Here is a 17,842-nt window from a genome sequence, read left to right on the forward strand (position 1 = left end):
CAACTAAAAAGCAAAATCAACGTCTTTTTCTCCCCACTTTTCTTCAGGGAAGACTATCAGATTAGTTCAAAACGAAAATAATAACAAGCAAAATTTTGATTTTTATCTTTAAAAAAAAAGTTTCAAATTAAACAATAACATAAATGGAAGTTATTTTAAAATATTTAAATAAATCAATGAGTTAACCTTAAAAACGCCACACAATACTTGACATACATATTCTCGGCTATACTATATGCTTGCCTTTTTCTTTTATTTCCTAACATGAAATTTCTAAAAAAATTAGTTGTCTGCCTAGTTGTTCTATTGATAGTCGCTACGGTTTTTTTATGGGCTCTTGCTAAATCTATTCGTCCAGAAGTCGTTAAAGATTATGTAAGTGCTCAGCTAACCCATTTAACGAATCAACAAAGTCAGGTTGATGGTGATATCTCGTGGCAGCTGTTTCCAAGACCAGGAATAAAAATTACAGGCGTAAGAATTGGCAATAAAAGTGAGCAAAGTGCTTACTCGGTAACATTAGAAAATTTACTGTTTAATTTAAAAATTACTCCTTTACTACGTGGGCAATTGGTTTTTAGTGAGCTAGATGTGAATGGTTTTCTACTCACTATTAATCCTAACACCACTCCCCCCCTTGTCAAAAAGGGGCAACTATCTGCTAAAAAATCACAGCATGTTGCAGAACAATTTGCTATTGAACGCATTCTTCTAAGTCGTGGGGAAGTGAACTATCAAAACAATCAGCAGGTTATTAAACTTTCAAATCTTCAAATAGGGGCTGAACGATTTAATCTAAAGAAACTTTCCTTCCCCCTACAGTTTAAAACACAGGTCGATGTTGCTGTTGAGGGCAAACCTCTGATGAAAGCTCAGGTTAATTTTAACGGGAGTACTGCCTTATCAATGCATCTTTTTGATAAGCCATTCGCTACACTTCAAAATACACCACTAGCAGGCCAACTTACGATTCAAGACCTTACAGTCAATCAATTAAAAATAAGCAAAATAAGAGCAACTGTAAAAACTAAAACAGGTATTTTGCTGTTAAATCCACTGACATTGAATCTGTATAACGGTGAGTCAGTAGGTGATCTGAGTTATGAAATCACCAGTAAAAAGCTCACCTTAAACCAAACAGCCACTAATCTGAATGGCAATAAACTTATTTATGACCTTGTTAAAAAGAAACTATTCAAGGGGAGTGTTGATTTCTCTATTCATACCCAAGCTAATATGGATGGAAATTGGCAAGATAATACTTTTGGCCAGGGTAATTTAACCATTAAAGATGGTGTGGTTGAATCCGTAAATTTAAATAAAGTTATTGATGGCACCAGTGATAAAATTAATAATTTACTCAGTGGCAAAAAAGATAAGGCAAATGATGTTTTGCAATTAAGCCAATTTGATGATCCTGCCTTTTTCAAAGGCCACACCAATTTTAAATTGCTTACAATTCAGTATACGCTGCAGAATGCTAAATTATTAAGTGACTCTCTAGTCCTGCAAACTGACCGACTCCAACTTAAGGGAGATGGTCAGTTAGATTTAAAGGACAACAACATAGATAGTCGTTTGCAGGCGAAGGTAAGCCTTACCGATCCAGAAGTTGATAAAATTCAGCAATTGCTAGGCGGAAGTTTCCCTCTTCTCGTTAAAGGTACCTTAACAACACCTTCTGTGCTGCCTGATTTAAAAATTATTAATCCCATTTTGACTCGATTTTGGTTAAAAGAAACATTAGCAAAACCTGTGAAAGTCATTCACAAACAAATTAAAACACTCTTAACCAATAAGAATGATTAGACAGCTACACGAACAATTTAGCCAGCCGTTGTTAGCCTGGTTTGATCAGTTTGGCCGTAAGGATTTACCGTGGCAAAATCCGCGTAATCCTTACAGAGTCTGGGTTTCTGAAATTATGCTACAGCAAACCCAGGTTAAAACAGTTATTCCCTATTTTAATCACTTTATGGAGCATTTCCCGACTCTTTGGGATTTAGCTAGCTCACCAGAAGATGAGGTTTTAGCGTTATGGTCTGGCTTAGGGTATTACAGTCGCGCCCGTAATTTGCATAAAACAGCAAAACTTGTTTGTGAACACTATCAAGGGCATTTTCCCACTAACTTAGAGGAACTAACGTCTTTACCAGGCATTGGGGAATCTACTGCAGCAGCTATCGTCTCCCAGGCATTTAACTTACCTGCGGCAATTTTAGACGGTAACGTAAAGCGTGTTTTATGTCGCTACTTTAAGATAGCAGGCTGGCCAGAAAAAACCTCTGTTAAGAAAACACTTTGGCGACTGGCTAATCATTGCATGTCTCAAGAACGTTGTGCCGATTATACCCAGGCGATTATGGATTTAGGAGCCACCTGTTGCACCAGCAGAAATCCTAATTGTCATCGTTGCCCTTTAAATGATTCTTGTTTGGCTAAGCAGAATGATGAGGTTAGCCAATATCCCGAGAAAAAACCTAAAAAAGTATTACCCCACAAGGAAGAGCAATTTTTATTACTGCACAACGCCGAAAATAAAATTTTTCTCGAAAAAAGACCACCTGCAGGTCTTTGGGGTGGGCTCTGGTGCCTGCCAAGTATTCATGTAGATAGCTGCCCAGAAGCATATATTCAAAAGGTTTATCATTTTACCAGCTTTAAAACTAGAGAATTATTGAGGCTTAAGCATTCCTTTAGCCATTTTCACTTACATATTCGAGCCATTAGTATTCTTACCATAGCCACAAAAGACAATGTCATTTCGGAAAATTCAGGTAAATGGTATCGCTTAAGCGAACTAAAACATCTTGGGCTTGCAAAGCCCATTGCAACTATTATTCAGCATTTTCAAGCAACGCTTGCTGAGACGACTCAACCTGACGCTGAGTAATTGTCATGAAAATTAAAATAACACCCGCTAAACAAAGTAAAATAGTTTCTGCAGAGTACAACTTGGTTACTGGAATATCTTTCCAACAAACTAAAACGTAATAAAAGAGAATAATAACCGCACCAGACATACTGTTAAATAGGGATTGTACCCTGCCTTGATAATCTAGATCAGTCATTTCTTGAGCTAAAGTAGTTAATAAAGCCCATGACGAAAAAGAAAAACCAATAAAGAAATGGTACAAAATCGCCAACTCGGTATTTTGGGTATGACTAAAGAGATAAAATGAAAGAATACCCAGTAGCACTTGTCCCAAAATAACTTTTGATAATGAAAAAAGAGTCGATAACCAAGGACTGAGGAAACCACCCAAAATAATTCCCGCTGATAATGCAGCCTCCAACCAACCAAATTGTGCAACATTACTATGTAACACTGACTTTGCAAAAGGTGCCAATAATACAGGTGCTGTCATATAGGATATAAAAAACAATCCCTGAACTAAATAAACAAGCAAAATAGGTGTGCGTTGCATGATATAGCGTCCACCTTCGACAAACTGCCTAAAGAATGACTCAATAATTTCTTTCGTTTTTGCTTGTCTATCATAGGTGATACCAAGAATAAAAATTGTTGCAAATAAATAGCATGCACCATTAATAACAAAACAAGTTGCGAAAGAGGTCCCTGCCAAAATAAGCCCAGCACTTCCCATCCCAAGTGCAGCCCCTACTTCATAGGCTGTATCCAGCATTGCATTTGCATAAAGCAAGTCCTCTTCTTCGACAATAATTTCACGAATAAAAGCCATAGCTGCCGGAATGTAGGCAGCGAGTAGCGTACCAATGACAGTAGCCAGAAAATAAATGGCAAAAGGCGTGATACGATTGTGATAAGCAATCAGTGCAAAACCAAATAAACAAAGCGCACGTGCACCGACGGTAAACAAAAGTACCTTTTTTCGGTTATAACGATCGGCGAGTACACCTAAAAAAGGTCCCAATAATACGTTGGGAAGCCAAAAACAGGCCATAAGAATAGCAGTAGAAACTACTGATGCGTCAAATCGTATCAGCGCCCACACCATGACGATGTACGTCAAACCATTACCAAACATGGCTAACATACAACTTAGCATAAAATGCCTGAAGGAGGCATTTTTAAAAAGATGACGTTGTTTGCTCAACATAATATTTGTCTTGAAAGTACCCGGCAATAAGATTGTTCTGCCAGAAACTATATTGTGATAGAAGAGAGTCGATACTCCGCTTCAGTTATAGCTTCTTCGTCTGACTTCAACTCTTCAATCGTTATATTTATAATGTCAGAGAATTGTGTATCTTATCACATCAGCAACAATATGAAAAGTTTTTGAACAAAAATGCTTGTTGTGTTCGCTGATAAATCCAGTATTATCAACTCTTAATATTCTTGAGAACACACATGGTCATTTTACTTGTAATAATTAGCTTTATTGCTTTGCTGTGGGCCGCAAATCAGCTGGTCACAGGTGCATCTGGAATTGCAGCTTACTATCGCCTGTCTCCATTGGTTATTGGTTTTACCCTGGTTGCTCTAGGCACGTCTGCTCCTGAAATTATGATCGCTATTACAGCGTCTATAGAAGGTTATACTGATATTACTATTGGCAATGCAATTGGAACAAACATCGCTAATATAGGGTTAGTTTTAGGATTAACCACATTAATAAAGCCCATTCGAGTCCAATCTACATTAATGCGTAGAGAATACCCCTTGCTCTTCTTGGTAATGCTTTTTTCTTATTCCTTGATGCTTGATGGTTACCTGGGTGTTCTTGATGGTTGTTTATTGTTATTAATGTGTCTTGCTATTCTTGGTTATTTTATTTTAATAACCCGTCAACAACGTCCACAAAAACAGTTGACCATGGCTTTCCAACAAGCAGCCTTGGGAAAGCATTCTATTAAATCACATATAGTTAGCTTATTATTGGGTTTAATTGTACTTCCTATTAGCTCCAAATATTTAATCAATACCAGTCTCGAACTTGGACATATCCTTGGTATAAGTGACTTAGTCATGGGATTAACCTTTATTTCAATAGGAACAAGTTTGCCTGAGTTAGCAACCTCAATCGTTGCCATCACTAAAGGAGCTGATGATATTGCCGTGGGTAATATTCTAGGCGCCAATATATTTAATTTGCTTGCCGTAATGATCTTCCCTAGCATCATCCACCCTGCTGCAATAAGCACTACCTTGCTTTGGCGAGATATCCCTGTGATGTTTATCACAACATTTGTTCTGTTATGGATTAATTATCGCAATAAAAAAAGACTGGTACGTTGGCACGGAGGGATTCTGGTTTTGATTTATTGTTGCTATATGCTGTCTTTAATCATTAACGCAGTGGTTAATCAATAGCAGTTCAACATTATGAACATTGTTAAGGTAAAATATTTTGTGGTTGTTGTTGCAAAATGGCGAGTGCGGCAACGGCCTCAGGTTGTCCTGCCTGTGCGGCTTTATTAATCCAATACCATGCTTTTTTACGGTTCTCAACAACACCCTGTCCGTAATAATACATATAACCAACCGCATATTGAGCATCAGGCTTCCCTTTTATAGCCTCAGGTTTTAATCGCACAAATGCCTGCCGATAATCTTGTACACGAAAACTTCTGATACCTTCTATTAAATTCGAGCGGGTTGTACAAGCAAGCTCAGCAAGAGCTAAAATTGTTATCAGAGTTATTCGCAGTAGGAAACGCATATTTATTCCTCAATCAGCGGTTTTGCTGGAGCTTCGAAGATTAATTCATTTTTTGGCAAACTTAAACTCTCAAGCGCACCATTATGCAATACGACTACACCATTAGGCGAAATCCGTTTAATAATAGCTCCACCAGGCAAGGAATCACCAATAGAATAAATTTTTTCCTGTCCTCCTCCGGCCTTGAGAATTACTTGGGAGTGTTCCTCTTTCTTATCAAACATGATACCCACTACTTCGACATCAAGCATAGATTGTTTGATGTCTGCGTCTGTCAAATTTGTTGGTACATAATTACCAAATAATGGCACCATAAATAAAGGTGAATTACTATGCAATGCTTCCTGTACAGGTTGTTTAATATAGGTCGTAGCCACAGCTATCTGCTTATTAGATTGAAAGTAGTTGATGATCTCCCACAAAAATAAAAAGCAGGTTAAAAAAAACACCACTACAGCGATCAACAATTTTGGCTCATTATAAGCAAACGACAATTTAGTATCTTTCATAGGTTGCTACAACTTAGCACGATTTTTGCCTGTAACTGATAGTTAACATTCTATCATCACAGAAAATTAAGGGATATTGCAAGCTTGTAAATTGGGTCTTAACGATTAAAGGAAGAATCATGCAAACACATCACGAACCTGCTTATATCCAATTGGCAATCATGTCTCGATGGTATGTTGTTTCACGTGCCATCCACACTATGGCAAAACTTGGTATAGCCAATTATATGTCGTTAGAACCCATGAAAATTGAAACCTTAGCGAAATTGACTGACACTGTGCCCGACTTATTAGAACGATTATTGAAGTTTTTAAGTGCCTATCAGATAGTGAATTGTCAGGACGATACTTGTTCGCTTACCAAACTATCTCTACCACTACGAGACGATGATCCTCATTCTATTCGTGATGTATTGTGCATGGTTGATGACAGTTGGTGGCAAGCTTTTTCCTGTTTAGACACCAGTTTGAAAACAGGGAATTCGGCGTTTTCTCATCAACATGGTGAAGACTTTTTTAGTTTCTTGAGCAAACACCCAGAAAAACAGAAAAATTTTGACCGCGGCATGGCAAAATTATCAACCTACGATGATAACTCTATTGCCGATGCCTTTAATTTTTCACAGTGTTCACATTTAATTGATATGGGTGGTGGTCGAGGTGGCTTGGTTAAAGCCTTATCGCAAAAATATCCTCATCTTAAACTTACGTTATTTGATACCCCTCAAGTCATTAATCAATTAAGCAATAGCGATTTCTCAGCGCAGGTTGAATTGGTTGCAGGAGACTTTTTAAAATCAATTCCCAAGGTCGATGCCTATATGTTTAAGGGGGTTTTACATGATTTTAATGATGACTTTATGCATCAGATTTTAAGCAATTGTTATCGTCAAATGCCTGAAGATGCAACTCTTTTTATTGCCGAACAGGTGTTACCGGATAATGAAGGACCTCACCCTAATAAAACTATGGATATTGTGATGATGGTTTTATTAGGCGGCAGACAGCGCAGCCTGTCAGAATGGCAAAAATCTATAGAACCCGCAGGTTTTATCTATCAAGACAGTTATAAAACAAATTCCCTGTTTACATTGATGCGATTTAAACCCAGGAAATAAACACCAATTAAATCTCTTCCTACATCAGTTACGATAAAGGAAGAGATTTAAGCTCTCAAAAATTGTATAGAGAGGACCTCAAGATATAATGTGGATCATACTTTTTCTTAAGATTTGACCAAACTTCATAAGACGAACCAAAGTGATTTTTCCAGTATTTTTGCTCCAGATTTTCACCTAAATACCCTGAGAGATAACGTTTTCCTCCTTGTTCCAAAAATAGAGCATCTAAATTTTTTATGGTTTGTAAACAACCAGGCAGTAATTTGTCATTCACTCCAGGTGTCAGAATCATGAGTGCATAAATTTGATTACTCTCTGGAAACATTAAAAAGCCCGTGCGTGGTTGGTTTGCAATCGGAACAATTTGCAATACAGTAGCATAATAAAGAGGCAATTGGGGTAATACTTCTTCCAAGGTTGCTCTTAATAACTCCCCTGAAATAAAACACTCATACCAAGGATGCAATAATTCCCATTGTCCCGTAATTCTCATGGCCTCAAAGCGAGAATCATGACGATGTAAATAAGAGTCAATGGATTCATCCTGAGTATGTAGCGTTTTCCACGGTTTCAAATTTGGGCTAATATCCGCTAAAACTGGAGCTATATCAGCGTATTCCTTAGTGATATGTAATGCATAAAGCCAGTGGGCAAAGGGTAATCGCCTCCCCGAATCTGTTAATTTCGCTCCTTGAATAGAGGGGGAGCAAAACGTTTCGATATAATCCCCTTCCTTGGCGGCTATCTCTATATCTTCTAGCCATTGCTCTCTATCAAGATAAACCAAAAAAAAGGTCCTGGTGTTGTCTTTGCATCGACGTAAATTGATACAAGCTTTGCTAATAATTCCAAAACGGCCTTGCCCGGAAAGACAAGCATTGAAAAGCTCAGAACGAGAATCCACAATTTCAGTTTTTCCCTCTGCCGTTATGACTTCAAGGGCTTTCACATGCGAGGTTACACTCCCATATTTAAAAGAAGAGGCGCCTATTCCTCCTGCGGATAAAACACCCCCAACCGATAAATTACAATTGTAAGGAATCACATAAGGACATTGTGCTTGCTTTAAGGAAGCAGCTAATAAACTTGCCCAACTTGTATTCGCATCCACCCAAATAAATTCACTCTCGTGCTCACCCACTCTGTTTAAGTTCTCTAAATGAATAGTCAAACCACCATCTACCGCTAAAGATTGGCCATTTTGACTTAAACCATTTCCTCGAATTGTTACAGGAAGATAATTTTGATGGGCATAATTTAATAGAAGTTTTAGCGTATCAACCGATGAGGGGGCGCAGACTGCCGTTGGCGAAGAGTGTACAATTTTGCCAAAGTCTTGAGCAAAAAGAGAGAGCGAATGCTCATTGCTGAGTATTCGCTCTCCTATCTCATTCTCACACTGCTTTATCTGAGGCGTATTCCAATGCATTTGCTGCATTTTTATTCCTTTCTTTAGCCAATTGTAGTCGTTTGTTGCATGCAAGAATTAATCCATCGAACATTTTATTGAAGGCATCGTAACATCTGTCAATCATTTTTAATGCTTCACGACGAACATTCACTGGTATGGGCCACTCGGTCAATTTACGTTCCATTTCAGCTTCGAAAATTGCATGTGCCATTTCGACTTCAAGATGTGAGCTCGAGAAGTATTTAAGGTTTTTATCTTCGCCGGTTTTTTTCACTTGTTTTACTACTTTTTCGAAGAACACATGGCCTGAAGATTCAAGAGTTAGTAATAGAGCAATGTTTATTATTTCATCATCTGCTTTATAAATTTCAGACATAATGGCATAAGCTGCATCGCGAGTTAATTGCGACTCTTTGCCATATAGCCAGGCAACATCATCTTTGTTGCAAGATTCATTATGAGCAAATTTGCCTAGATACTTTTTATCATGCAAGAACCATTTCTCATGACCAGCATCTTCCAAACGATGGTGACGGGCTACTTTTTTCAAGTAAGGTTCTGTAACTCTTTCTTCATTTAAACGTAAAATATCTTGGAAGGTCATGGCCCAGAAAGTTAATTCTGGAACAAAATAACTTATTTCCTCTATGCTATCTAATTGAGACAAGATTTCAAAAAAGGGATGATTCATAAATTCTTGTTGTTTGGAATCAATATAGGATTGTATAGTTTTCATAGTATTTGCCTCCGAGGCATAAAAAATTTTTACTCGAATTAGGTATTGCACCCATCGTGCCAAAATTTTTTTCTTTTTGTTCAAAAAACAACACAAAAACCCTGTTTTTTTTATCTCAGACAGGGGCTAACCTCGGAAAGCGACAAAAAAATGTCTCCGAAACCGGCAGTAATGACAATTTTTTGGCCAATTTAAGCCTTTATATCAAAGAATTTTTTATTTTTGAGTTTAAATTCGCCAAATTTTTGTCGTATTGATCCATCAATTTATTAACTTCTTCCCAATTTATCTCGTTTATTGTCCTCACTTTTTCACTGATTTTAATTAATAGCTCCTTTTGTAACTCTCCATATGCTTTTGCTATGGCATAAGGAGTATTGCTAAACATCACCAATACGTGCTTTGAAATATACCGTTCTGGAAAACGGTGCATAAGCTCTTGTTCCAATTGTTTTTTTAAATTAAATTTCTCATCCCTTATATCCGTTTGTATTTCATGGTAATTGTCCATAGACATTTCCGCTACCGCATCAGTATTCACCTTGCGTGATGCAAAAAAAGCCGGCATTACCTGCAGCCAATTATCTTCATAGCGGTTTAAAAGCTCATTTAAAACTCGACAATCCTCAAATGCGCTATTCATTCCTTGTCCAAAAAAAGGAACAATTCCATGGGCAGCATCCCCTATTAATAAACAGTTCTCTTCGATATACCAGGGGGCACATTTTACCGTGCTTAGATTCCCTGTTGGATGATTAAAAAACTCACCCATTAGATCAGGCATGGCCTGATAAGCATCTGGAAACTGCTCTTCAAAAAATGATCGTATCGAGATTTCATTGTCAAGCTCTGCAAAACTATTTTTCCCTTGAAGTGGTAAAAATAAAGTTCCTGTAATGGAGTTATCCCTATTAGGATTGCCAAGAAGCATGAAAGAATCTCTTGGCCACAGATGCAAATGTTCCGGTGCAAAATCAGAAGAATAACTGCGTGAAATAGACAATTCTTTATAGCCATGGGGTAGGAAGCTTCTTGAAGCTTCTATAAGCCCCTTTCTTACCAATTGCTCTCGCACAATTGAACCTGCCCCATCTGCACCAATCAATATTTCATAAGATTGAGTGCTATGTTCTTGATTTTTATCCTGAAAACTTACCAACTTCTTATCGGTATCCAAATTGACTAATTTCATATCAAAATATAAATGAATTCGTGCATTCTTTTCTGCTTCATTTAGTAAGAGTGCATTTAATTCGCTGCGATGAATAGCGTTGATATACTCATCTTTATGGCGGCCAAATGCCTGACGTTTTATTTCACCATTCGCTTCATGGATGGCTCTCGCTCGCATGGGTACCATTATCTTTTCGACTTCAGACATAAGGTTAACACCGGCTAATCCGGTTATCCCACGACATGACAAAGCAAGGTTAATAGAACGCCCACGATCAGGCTTTTCTACTCGAATATCGGGCCTTGATTCAAATACATTAACTTCATAACCTCGCCTGGCCATATAGAGCGATACCAAAGTTCCAGCCAAACCAGAGCCAATAACGGTTACGCTTTTCATCATTATCTCCATTGCCATCTCAGGTCAATGAAACCAGTTATTCTTAGCCTCATCTATCCTAAGATTCGCTATCCCTAAACTTTCCATCACTCTTTAGGCAAAGTGATAAACTAGCATCTAAACATCGACCTAGGCGTGAATTAGTGCATGCTCTTACTCCCAAAATAATAAATAAACACTTCTTTTCACTAAGAATTTAGAACTGCTATTAAATACCAGCAAAAATCATACCTACTAGTTGCTATGAGGATTTGTGGGGCGATAACCTGGATGCCTCGGACAAGCCGAGGCACGTAGTGAGTAGAGATTGTCTACGGAGCTACGGATGGTCGGAAATGTATACAGAAAAGACTACGCCGCAACTGACTCAAGGCTCCGTACGTGAGAAAGTATACAGAACTCATTATGTACATCGGCTTGCCCGAGGTATTCAGGATCTATGCAGGAACTACTACATGTCTGGGGTTGTCCAAGGCATTCAGGTGGTCGATACAAAAACTACTACGTGACTCGACTTGTCCGAGGCATCCAGGCGGTGGATACAAAAACTACTGCGTGCCTCGGCTTGTCCGAGGCATCCAAGTGTTCGATACAAAAACTACTGCGTGCCTCGGCTTGTCCGAGGCATCCAAGTGGTCGATACAAAAACTACTACGTGCCTCGCCTTGTCCGAGGCATCCAGGCGGGATCTGTTAGTTATATTGAGGGTATTTTTTCAAGAACTCTTTTAATGCATCTGGTGTGGCTGGGGGTTTAAAGAAATATCCTTGAGCATAATCGCAGCCATGCTCTACAATGAATTCTTTTTGCAATTCTGTTTCTACCCCCTCAGCCAACACTTCTAAATTCAAGCTATGCCCAAGGTTGATAATCGCCCTGGCAATCGCCGCATCATTTTCTTTATTAACTAATTCACAAATAAAAGAGCGGTCTATTTTTAATTTATCGACGGGGAATTGTTTTAAATAGGACAGACTTGAATATCCAGTACCAAAGTCATCAATAACTAATTTCATCCCCATGTCTTTCAATTGATACATAGTTTCTACAGCATGTTCAATATCATCCACCAACAAACTTTCAGTCAATTCGAGCTCTAAATACTTAGCAGGTAAGCCTGTTTTCGCTAAAACCTCTCGAATAACTTCTGGTAATTCACTTTGGCGAAATTGTCTTCCAGAAATATTTACAGCAATAGTTAAATCTTTAAAACCACTTTGGTGCCACGCCAGTGTTTGCGTACAAGCCTGTTCCAAGACCCATTTACCGATATCAATAATTAAACCGTTTTCCTCGGCCATACCGATAAAATCAGCAGGAGAGACTTGGCCTAACAAATGACTGTTCCAACGTAATAAAGCCTCAAACCCCACGACTCGATGTCTTTTTAAATCGATAAGCGGCTGATAAACTAAATAAAGTTCATTCCTTTTCATCGCATCATGCAAAGCATTATCCAATTGCATATGGTTTATAACGCGCTTATTCATTTCTGGTTCATAAATACGATAACTGTTACGACCACTGTCTTTGGCATGGTACATCGATAAATCAGCACTCTTCATCAAAGACTCATAGTCGAGTCCATCTTTGGGATAGTAACTAATACCAATACTGCCTGTTACTTTTAGGCTGTGCTGGTCAATTTGAAATGGCTTTTCAATAAGATGTAGAATTTCCTGGGCCATTTGCTGTGCCTGGGCCTCCGTTGCAAGCTCAGGTAAAAGAATGACAAATTCGTCGCCGCCTAATCGCGCTACGGTATCATAATCATTCGTGGCAATTAATAGACGATTCGCTACAGCCTGCAATAATTTATCACCAACGCTGTGTCCTAAGGTGTCATTCGTCATTTTAAATCGATCAAGATCTAAGAAAAGAAATGCCAGTAGAGATTTCTTCTTTTTGGCCTGCAAAACTGCTTGCTCTACCCTATCCATCAATAAAACACGATTAGGTAACTCTGTCAGTGAGTCATGTGTAGCTTGCCTTACTAACTGTTTCTCCATTTCGCGACGTTGGGTTATATCATTAATGATACAGATGAAATGCCTGATTTTTCCAAAAGAATCACTGACTGGAGCAACACTTAATTCAGACCAATACATCTCACCATTGCGTCGATAACTTTCCAATTCAACCGTTTCTTCCCGTTGCTCTCGAATTGCTAATTCCACCCGCTTTTGATTCACCTGATCAATTTTATTTCCAACAATTTGCGCAATATTTTGTCCAATAATCTGCTTCTCACTATACCCTGTGATGCGCTCAAAAGCTTTGTTGACATAGATTATGGGCTGGGTTGTTTTAGTAATATCTATAATTGCGACGCCGTGTGTACTTGCTTCGATAGCTCGTTCACGAATACGCAATTCATCATCCGCCATCATTTTCTGGGTAACATCGCGGAAACTGTATACTCGTCCTACAATTTCAGAACCAACGCGCTGTGGTTGCGTATAACGCTCAAAAATGCGACCGTCTTTGAAATGAAGTAATGGAAGTTCACCCTGCCATTCTGGATTTTCATAAAGATATTGAACATCAGCAATTACTGCCGCCGGATTGCTTAATTGTTCCAAAATATACTCAAACCCAATACTTTCAGTACCAGATTCAAGCATATAGGAAGGAATTCGCCACATTTCGACAAACTTTTGATTCCAGTCTACAACCTGTCCTTTCCCATTCACCATCATAATGCCATCTGCCGTAGACTCCAGAGTGGCGCGCAGTAAAGATAGGGATTTTTCAAGTTCGACATTTTTTTCCAGAATCTCACTTTCAATTTTAATATTTTTAGAAAGAGGGGCTTTAATTGAGCGCTGAAATTCAGGTTGATTGTGATACCATTTTTCAAGAAGCGAGGACAATTCCGGGGTAAAAGAAATAATCCCCAATTCTTCGCATATATTGGTTAGAGAGGGTTCCTTCCCCTGCTGTCTTACTGTTTCAGCGGCAGAGGCAACTTTTTCGTAATTAATTTCTTGCCTACGCATTAATCCCTCACTAGAATGACTCACGCTATATAGCGTCTTTTTCTCAGAAAACTTTAACGAATTTCATTATTCAACGCATTTCATTAGATTATTATATACTGCTCTTGTCTTTTTTGCCGGACATGCAACTTAAAGAGGGAATTACATGGACAAAACTCATTTTGACACACGTGCCATCCATGCTGGTCAGCAACCTGACCCCAGTACTGGTGCTGTAATGATGCCCATTTATGCTACATCAACTTATCGCCAATCAGCTCCAGGCGTGCATCAAGGCTATGAATATTCCAGAACTCATAATCCAACACGCAAGGCTTATGAAGATTGCATTGCAAGCCTCGAATCTGGACAACATGGTTTTGCTTTTGCTTCTGGCATGGCTGCGATTAACACGGTGGTTGATCTATTAAATACTGGCGACCATGTTATTGCAACAGATGATTTATATGGTGGTACTTTCCGTTTATTCGACAAAGTAAAAACACGCACCTCTAATTTGTCGTTTTCCTTTGTCGATATGGGCGATGCCAAAAATATTGAAGCAGCTATTCGTCCTAATACAAAGATGATTTGGGTAGAAACCCCATCGAATCCAATGCTAAAGTTAGCTAACTTGCGTGAAATTGCTGCAATTGCCAAACGCCATAACCTCATTACAGTCGCTGATAATACCTTTGCTACCCCGTGGATTCAGCGTCCTCTCGAACTTGGCTTTGATCTTGTCTTGCATTCTGCAACCAAATATTTAAATGGGCATTCCGATGTTGTAGGTGGCGTCGTCGTTGTTGGTGATAATCCTGCACTCCATGAAAAAATGGCTTTCCTGCAGAATTCCTGTGGAGGAATACCAGGACCATTCGATAGTTTTCTTGTTTTGCGCAGCTTAAAGACACTCTCTTTGAGAATGCAACGTCATTGTGAAAATGCAAGCGCCTTAGCGCAATGGCTTGAAAAAAACTCTAAAATTGCAAAAGTAATTTATCCGGGATTAGCAAGCCATTCCCAGCACCATTTAGCGCAAGAACAAATGCACGGTTTTGGTGGTATGATCTCCATGGTGATAAAAGGAGACTTAGAAACCGCAACGCGTTTTTTATCCCGTTGTGAGTTGTTTACCCTGGCTGAGAGTTTAGGTGGTGTGGAAAGCTTAATTGAGCACCCGGCAATCATGACTCATGCCTCTGTTCCACCAGAGACGCGAAAGAATTTAGGAATTGAGGATGGGTTTATTAGACTCTCTGTCGGCATTGAACATATTGATGATTTGATTGCGGACTTGACCTATGCATTAAACGATTAATCACCTATTGCATGCATGTCACTCTGGTAATTAGCCTCTTTTATGAGGTAAATTGCCAGAGCTTAGAAAGAGTTATGCGAACGTTTATTGACTGGAGAAAATAGTGAAGAATACAAAAAACTCTGGAGGCCAGATTTATGGTATTGCCGCCATACTTTTGCTGGTTCTCACTACACTTTTGGGTTTTATTCCAATTCTTCTGATTGGAATATTAAAGCTCTTTCCCAATCGCCGATGGAAACTTTTTTGTACGCGGTGGGTTGACGCAATAGCCACTTTGTGGAGTGGAGTGAATAATACTTATATTAGCCGTACCCAAAAAATAACCTGGGAAGTAGAAGGCCTTGAAAATCTCCATCGAAAAAATTCGTATTTGATTATCGCCAATCATCAAAGTTGGTTAGATATTGTGGTCCTGCAGCGACTTTTTAACCGCAAGATTCCAGTATTGAAATTTTTCATCAAAGATCAATTAAAATGGGTACCTTTATTAGGATTTGCCTGGTGGGCTATGGGCTGTCCTTTTATGAAACGTTATTCAAAAGAATATCTTGAAAAGAAACCCCATAAAAAAGGGAAGGATCTACAGGCAACTCGCAAAGCCATTGAATTATTCAAACATACCCCTGCAACGGTGATGAGTTTCGTTGAAGGAACGCGCTTTAGCTCGCAAAAAAGCAAACAACAAAAATCCCCCTATCAATTTTTATTAAAACCGAAGGCAGGTGGAATTGGTTTTGTTATCAGTGCAATGGGACAACAATTCACGAGCTTACTCGATGTCACTATCATTTATTCCAATAATAAACATTCTCTCTGGGATTTTTTATGTCGTCGAATAAATGCTATTAAAGTTCACATTAGACAACTACCAATACCACAACAATTTATTAACTCAACACTCCTTGAAAATAATCAAATACAAGAAGAATTTAGAACTTGGCTTAATAATAGTTGGCATGAAAAGGACAACCTGATTGCCCATTTAAAGGCTAAATAATGCTTGCTTTGTCCTGGAAGACACTGCGTCGCAAGAGAACTTGCGACGCAGATAAATAACTAATCGTTTTGTGAATATAGTGCGATTGCATTACCCTCTGTATCGAGAATAATCGCTCTAAATCCATAAGGCCCAATTTGTTCTTTGTTTTTAAGCACCTTCCCTCCATGTGCAGAAGCAGCATCAATCGCTGCATCCAAACGCCCATCAACATTCAAATACACAAGAGGACCACTTTGAGAGGGTTTTCTATCTTCCATAACGCATAAACAACCGGAAACATTATCTTCAGTATGAGGCAATAACCCAAACTCAAATCCATGCTCAGAAATTTTTTGCACGGGCATATCTAACAGCTCAGTGTAAAAAGTAACGGCTATATCCAAGTTAACGACAGGAATATCTATCCAGCAAAATGTGTTTTTTTGACTCATTAGTTTTCCTCTTAATGAATAGGTTAGTGATAAAAACTCAAATACCATTCTACAAAACGCCCCACGCCCTCCCGGAAATCTGTTTTTGGAAGATAACCCAAGTCATTTTGAAGCCGTTTTGTATCTGCATGTGTTGATAAAACATCCCCTGGTTGCATTGGCAAAAACTCTTTGATTGCCTGTTTACCAGTTGCTTCTTCAATAGCATTGATATAATCCATTAAATTCACGGGATTGCCACAACCGATATTATATATTTTGTAAGGTGCATAACTGCTTGCAGCATTCGGTGCGTCAGCAGTCCATGAATTATCGGGAGAAGCAGGATTATCAATTGCTAAAGAAACACCAGTCACTATGTCGTCGATATAGGTAAAGTCACGCTGCATCTGTCCATGGTTATAAACTTTAATTGGAGTACCTGCCAAAATATCACGAGTAAACGAAAAGAAAGCCATATCAGGCCTTCCCCATGGTCCATAAACCGTAAAAAAACGTAATCCTGTCGATGGCAATTGATACAAGTGCGAATAAGAATGTGCAATCAGTTCATTGGCTTTTTTAGTAGCCGCATAAATCGTTAAGGGATGATTAACCGCATCAGTTTCTTTATAGGGCTGTGCACCATTAGCGCCATAAACTGAACTTGTAGATGCATAGACTAAATGCTCGACTTGGTGATGACGGCAAGCCTCGATAATGTTAGTAAATCCTACCACATTGGATTGCACATACGCATGTGGATTCGTTAGAGAGTATCGGACCCCAGCTTGTGCTGCTAAATTCACAACCCGCTGTGGGTTATGTTTAATAAATATTTCATTAATCGCAGGCGCATCAGCAATATCTGTTTGATAAAATTGAAAATTAGGGTAATTCTGCAGCAGCTCAAGGCGAGCTAACTTTAAGCGTACATCGTAATAATCATTCAAATTATCTATGCCAATTACAGAATCGCCGCGTTCAAGACGAAGCTTTGCCAAATGAAAACCAATGAAGCCCGCAGCTCCCGTAATTAATAAACGCATAGTTGATTCACCCTATCGAAAATTCCTAGGAGTATACTCGCTATGTGGCTCTGTGGAAACTCAAGTCTTATACACGTTATATC

General features: G+C 38.8%; 15 protein-coding genes. 6 read left to right on the forward strand and 9 right to left on the reverse strand.

Features of this window, described 5'->3' with window-relative positions; translation table 11 throughout:
* Positions 1–264: 264 nt before the first annotated feature.
* On the forward strand, positions 265–1,809 hold the full coding sequence (locus LHA_RS09520; RefSeq protein WP_045106333.1) for an AsmA family protein: 1,545 nt from the start codon (positions 265–267) through the stop codon (positions 1,807–1,809).
* Positions 1,802–2,893: an A/G-specific adenine glycosylase gene (gene mutY / locus LHA_RS09525; RefSeq protein WP_045106334.1), complete on the forward strand. Its 1,092-nt coding sequence runs from the start codon at positions 1,802–1,804 to the stop codon at positions 2,891–2,893. Before LHA_RS09520 ends, mutY begins: the two co-directional genes overlap by 8 nt.
* Here the strand turns inward: mutY and LHA_RS09530 are convergent.
* Positions 2,838–4,082, reverse strand: a complete 1,245-nt coding sequence (locus LHA_RS09530) for an MFS transporter (protein WP_045106335.1) — start codon at positions 4,080–4,082, stop codon at positions 2,838–2,840. The genes mutY and LHA_RS09530 overlap by 56 nt on opposite strands.
* Before the next feature lie 254 nt (positions 4,083–4,336).
* Between LHA_RS09530 and LHA_RS09535 the strand changes: the two genes are divergently transcribed.
* Positions 4,337–5,299, forward strand: a complete 963-nt coding sequence (locus LHA_RS09535) for a calcium/sodium antiporter (protein ID WP_045106336.1) — start codon at positions 4,337–4,339, stop codon at positions 5,297–5,299.
* Positions 5,300–5,321: 22 nt separating this feature from the next.
* Here the strand turns inward: LHA_RS09535 and LHA_RS09540 are convergent, their stop codons facing one another.
* Together LHA_RS09540 and LHA_RS09545 are read right to left on the reverse strand one after the other, a co-directional pair.
* Positions 5,322–5,648 (reverse strand): tetratricopeptide repeat protein, encoded by a 327-nt coding sequence (locus tag LHA_RS09540; RefSeq protein ID WP_045106337.1) that lies wholly within the window; start codon positions 5,646–5,648, stop codon positions 5,322–5,324.
* Positions 5,649–5,650: 2 nt separating this feature from the next.
* Entirely contained in the window at positions 5,651–6,157 is a 507-nt protein-coding gene (locus LHA_RS09545) for a type II secretion system protein N (RefSeq protein WP_045106338.1), read from the reverse strand.
* A 119-nt stretch (positions 6,158–6,276) separates the two neighbouring features.
* On the opposite strand from LHA_RS09545, the gene LHA_RS09550 reads away from it, so the two are divergent.
* Positions 6,277–7,275, forward strand: coding sequence for a methyltransferase (locus tag LHA_RS09550; RefSeq protein WP_045106339.1), 999 nt, complete (start codon positions 6,277–6,279; stop codon positions 7,273–7,275).
* Positions 7,276–7,330: 55 nt separating this feature from the next.
* Here LHA_RS09550 and LHA_RS09555 read toward each other — a convergent pair whose 3' ends face one another.
* The 4 genes from LHA_RS09555 to LHA_RS09575 form a co-directional block, all read right to left on the reverse strand.
* Positions 7,331–8,716 (reverse strand): FAD-binding protein, encoded by a 1,386-nt coding sequence (locus LHA_RS09555; RefSeq protein WP_045106340.1) that lies wholly within the window; start codon positions 8,714–8,716, stop codon positions 7,331–7,333.
* The gene (locus tag LHA_RS09560) at positions 8,673–9,425 is read right to left on the reverse strand and encodes a hypothetical protein (RefSeq protein WP_045106341.1); all 753 of its coding nucleotides are present in this window, start codon (positions 9,423–9,425) and stop codon (positions 8,673–8,675) included. The genes LHA_RS09555 and LHA_RS09560 overlap by 44 nt, the downstream gene beginning before the upstream one ends.
* A 199-nt stretch (positions 9,426–9,624) precedes the next feature.
* A complete protein-coding gene (locus LHA_RS09570; RefSeq protein WP_045106343.1) occupies positions 9,625–10,998 on the reverse strand; it encodes an FAD-dependent oxidoreductase in 1,374 nt (457 codons plus the stop codon).
* Between the two features lie 692 nt (positions 10,999–11,690).
* Positions 11,691–13,997, reverse strand: coding sequence for a bifunctional diguanylate cyclase/phosphodiesterase (locus LHA_RS09575; protein WP_045106344.1), 2,307 nt, complete (start codon positions 13,995–13,997; stop codon positions 11,691–11,693).
* A gap of 145 nt (positions 13,998–14,142) precedes the next feature.
* Between LHA_RS09575 and LHA_RS09580 the strand changes: the two genes are divergently transcribed.
* Entirely contained in the window at positions 14,143–15,297 is a 1,155-nt protein-coding gene (locus LHA_RS09580; protein WP_045106345.1) for a cystathionine gamma-synthase, read from the forward strand.
* 103 nt (positions 15,298–15,400) lie between these two features.
* Positions 15,401–16,297: an acyltransferase gene (locus LHA_RS09585; RefSeq protein WP_045106346.1), complete on the forward strand. Its 897-nt coding sequence runs from the start codon at positions 15,401–15,403 to the stop codon at positions 16,295–16,297.
* A gap of 59 nt (positions 16,298–16,356) precedes the next feature.
* On the opposite strand, the gene LHA_RS09590 is transcribed toward LHA_RS09585, so the two are convergent.
* Positions 16,357–16,731 (reverse strand): VOC family protein, encoded by a 375-nt coding sequence (locus LHA_RS09590; protein WP_045107514.1) that lies wholly within the window; start codon positions 16,729–16,731, stop codon positions 16,357–16,359.
* A 23-nt stretch (positions 16,732–16,754) separates the two neighbouring features.
* The gene (locus LHA_RS09595) at positions 16,755–17,759 is read right to left on the reverse strand and encodes an NAD-dependent epimerase (RefSeq protein ID WP_045106347.1); all 1,005 of its coding nucleotides are present in this window, start codon (positions 17,757–17,759) and stop codon (positions 16,755–16,757) included.
* Between the last annotated feature and the right edge of the window lie 83 nt (positions 17,760–17,842).

Origin of the sequence: Legionella hackeliae, assembly GCF_000953655.1 — a bacterium.
Taxonomy (GTDB): Bacteria; Pseudomonadota; Gammaproteobacteria; order Legionellales; family Legionellaceae; genus Tatlockia; species Tatlockia hackeliae.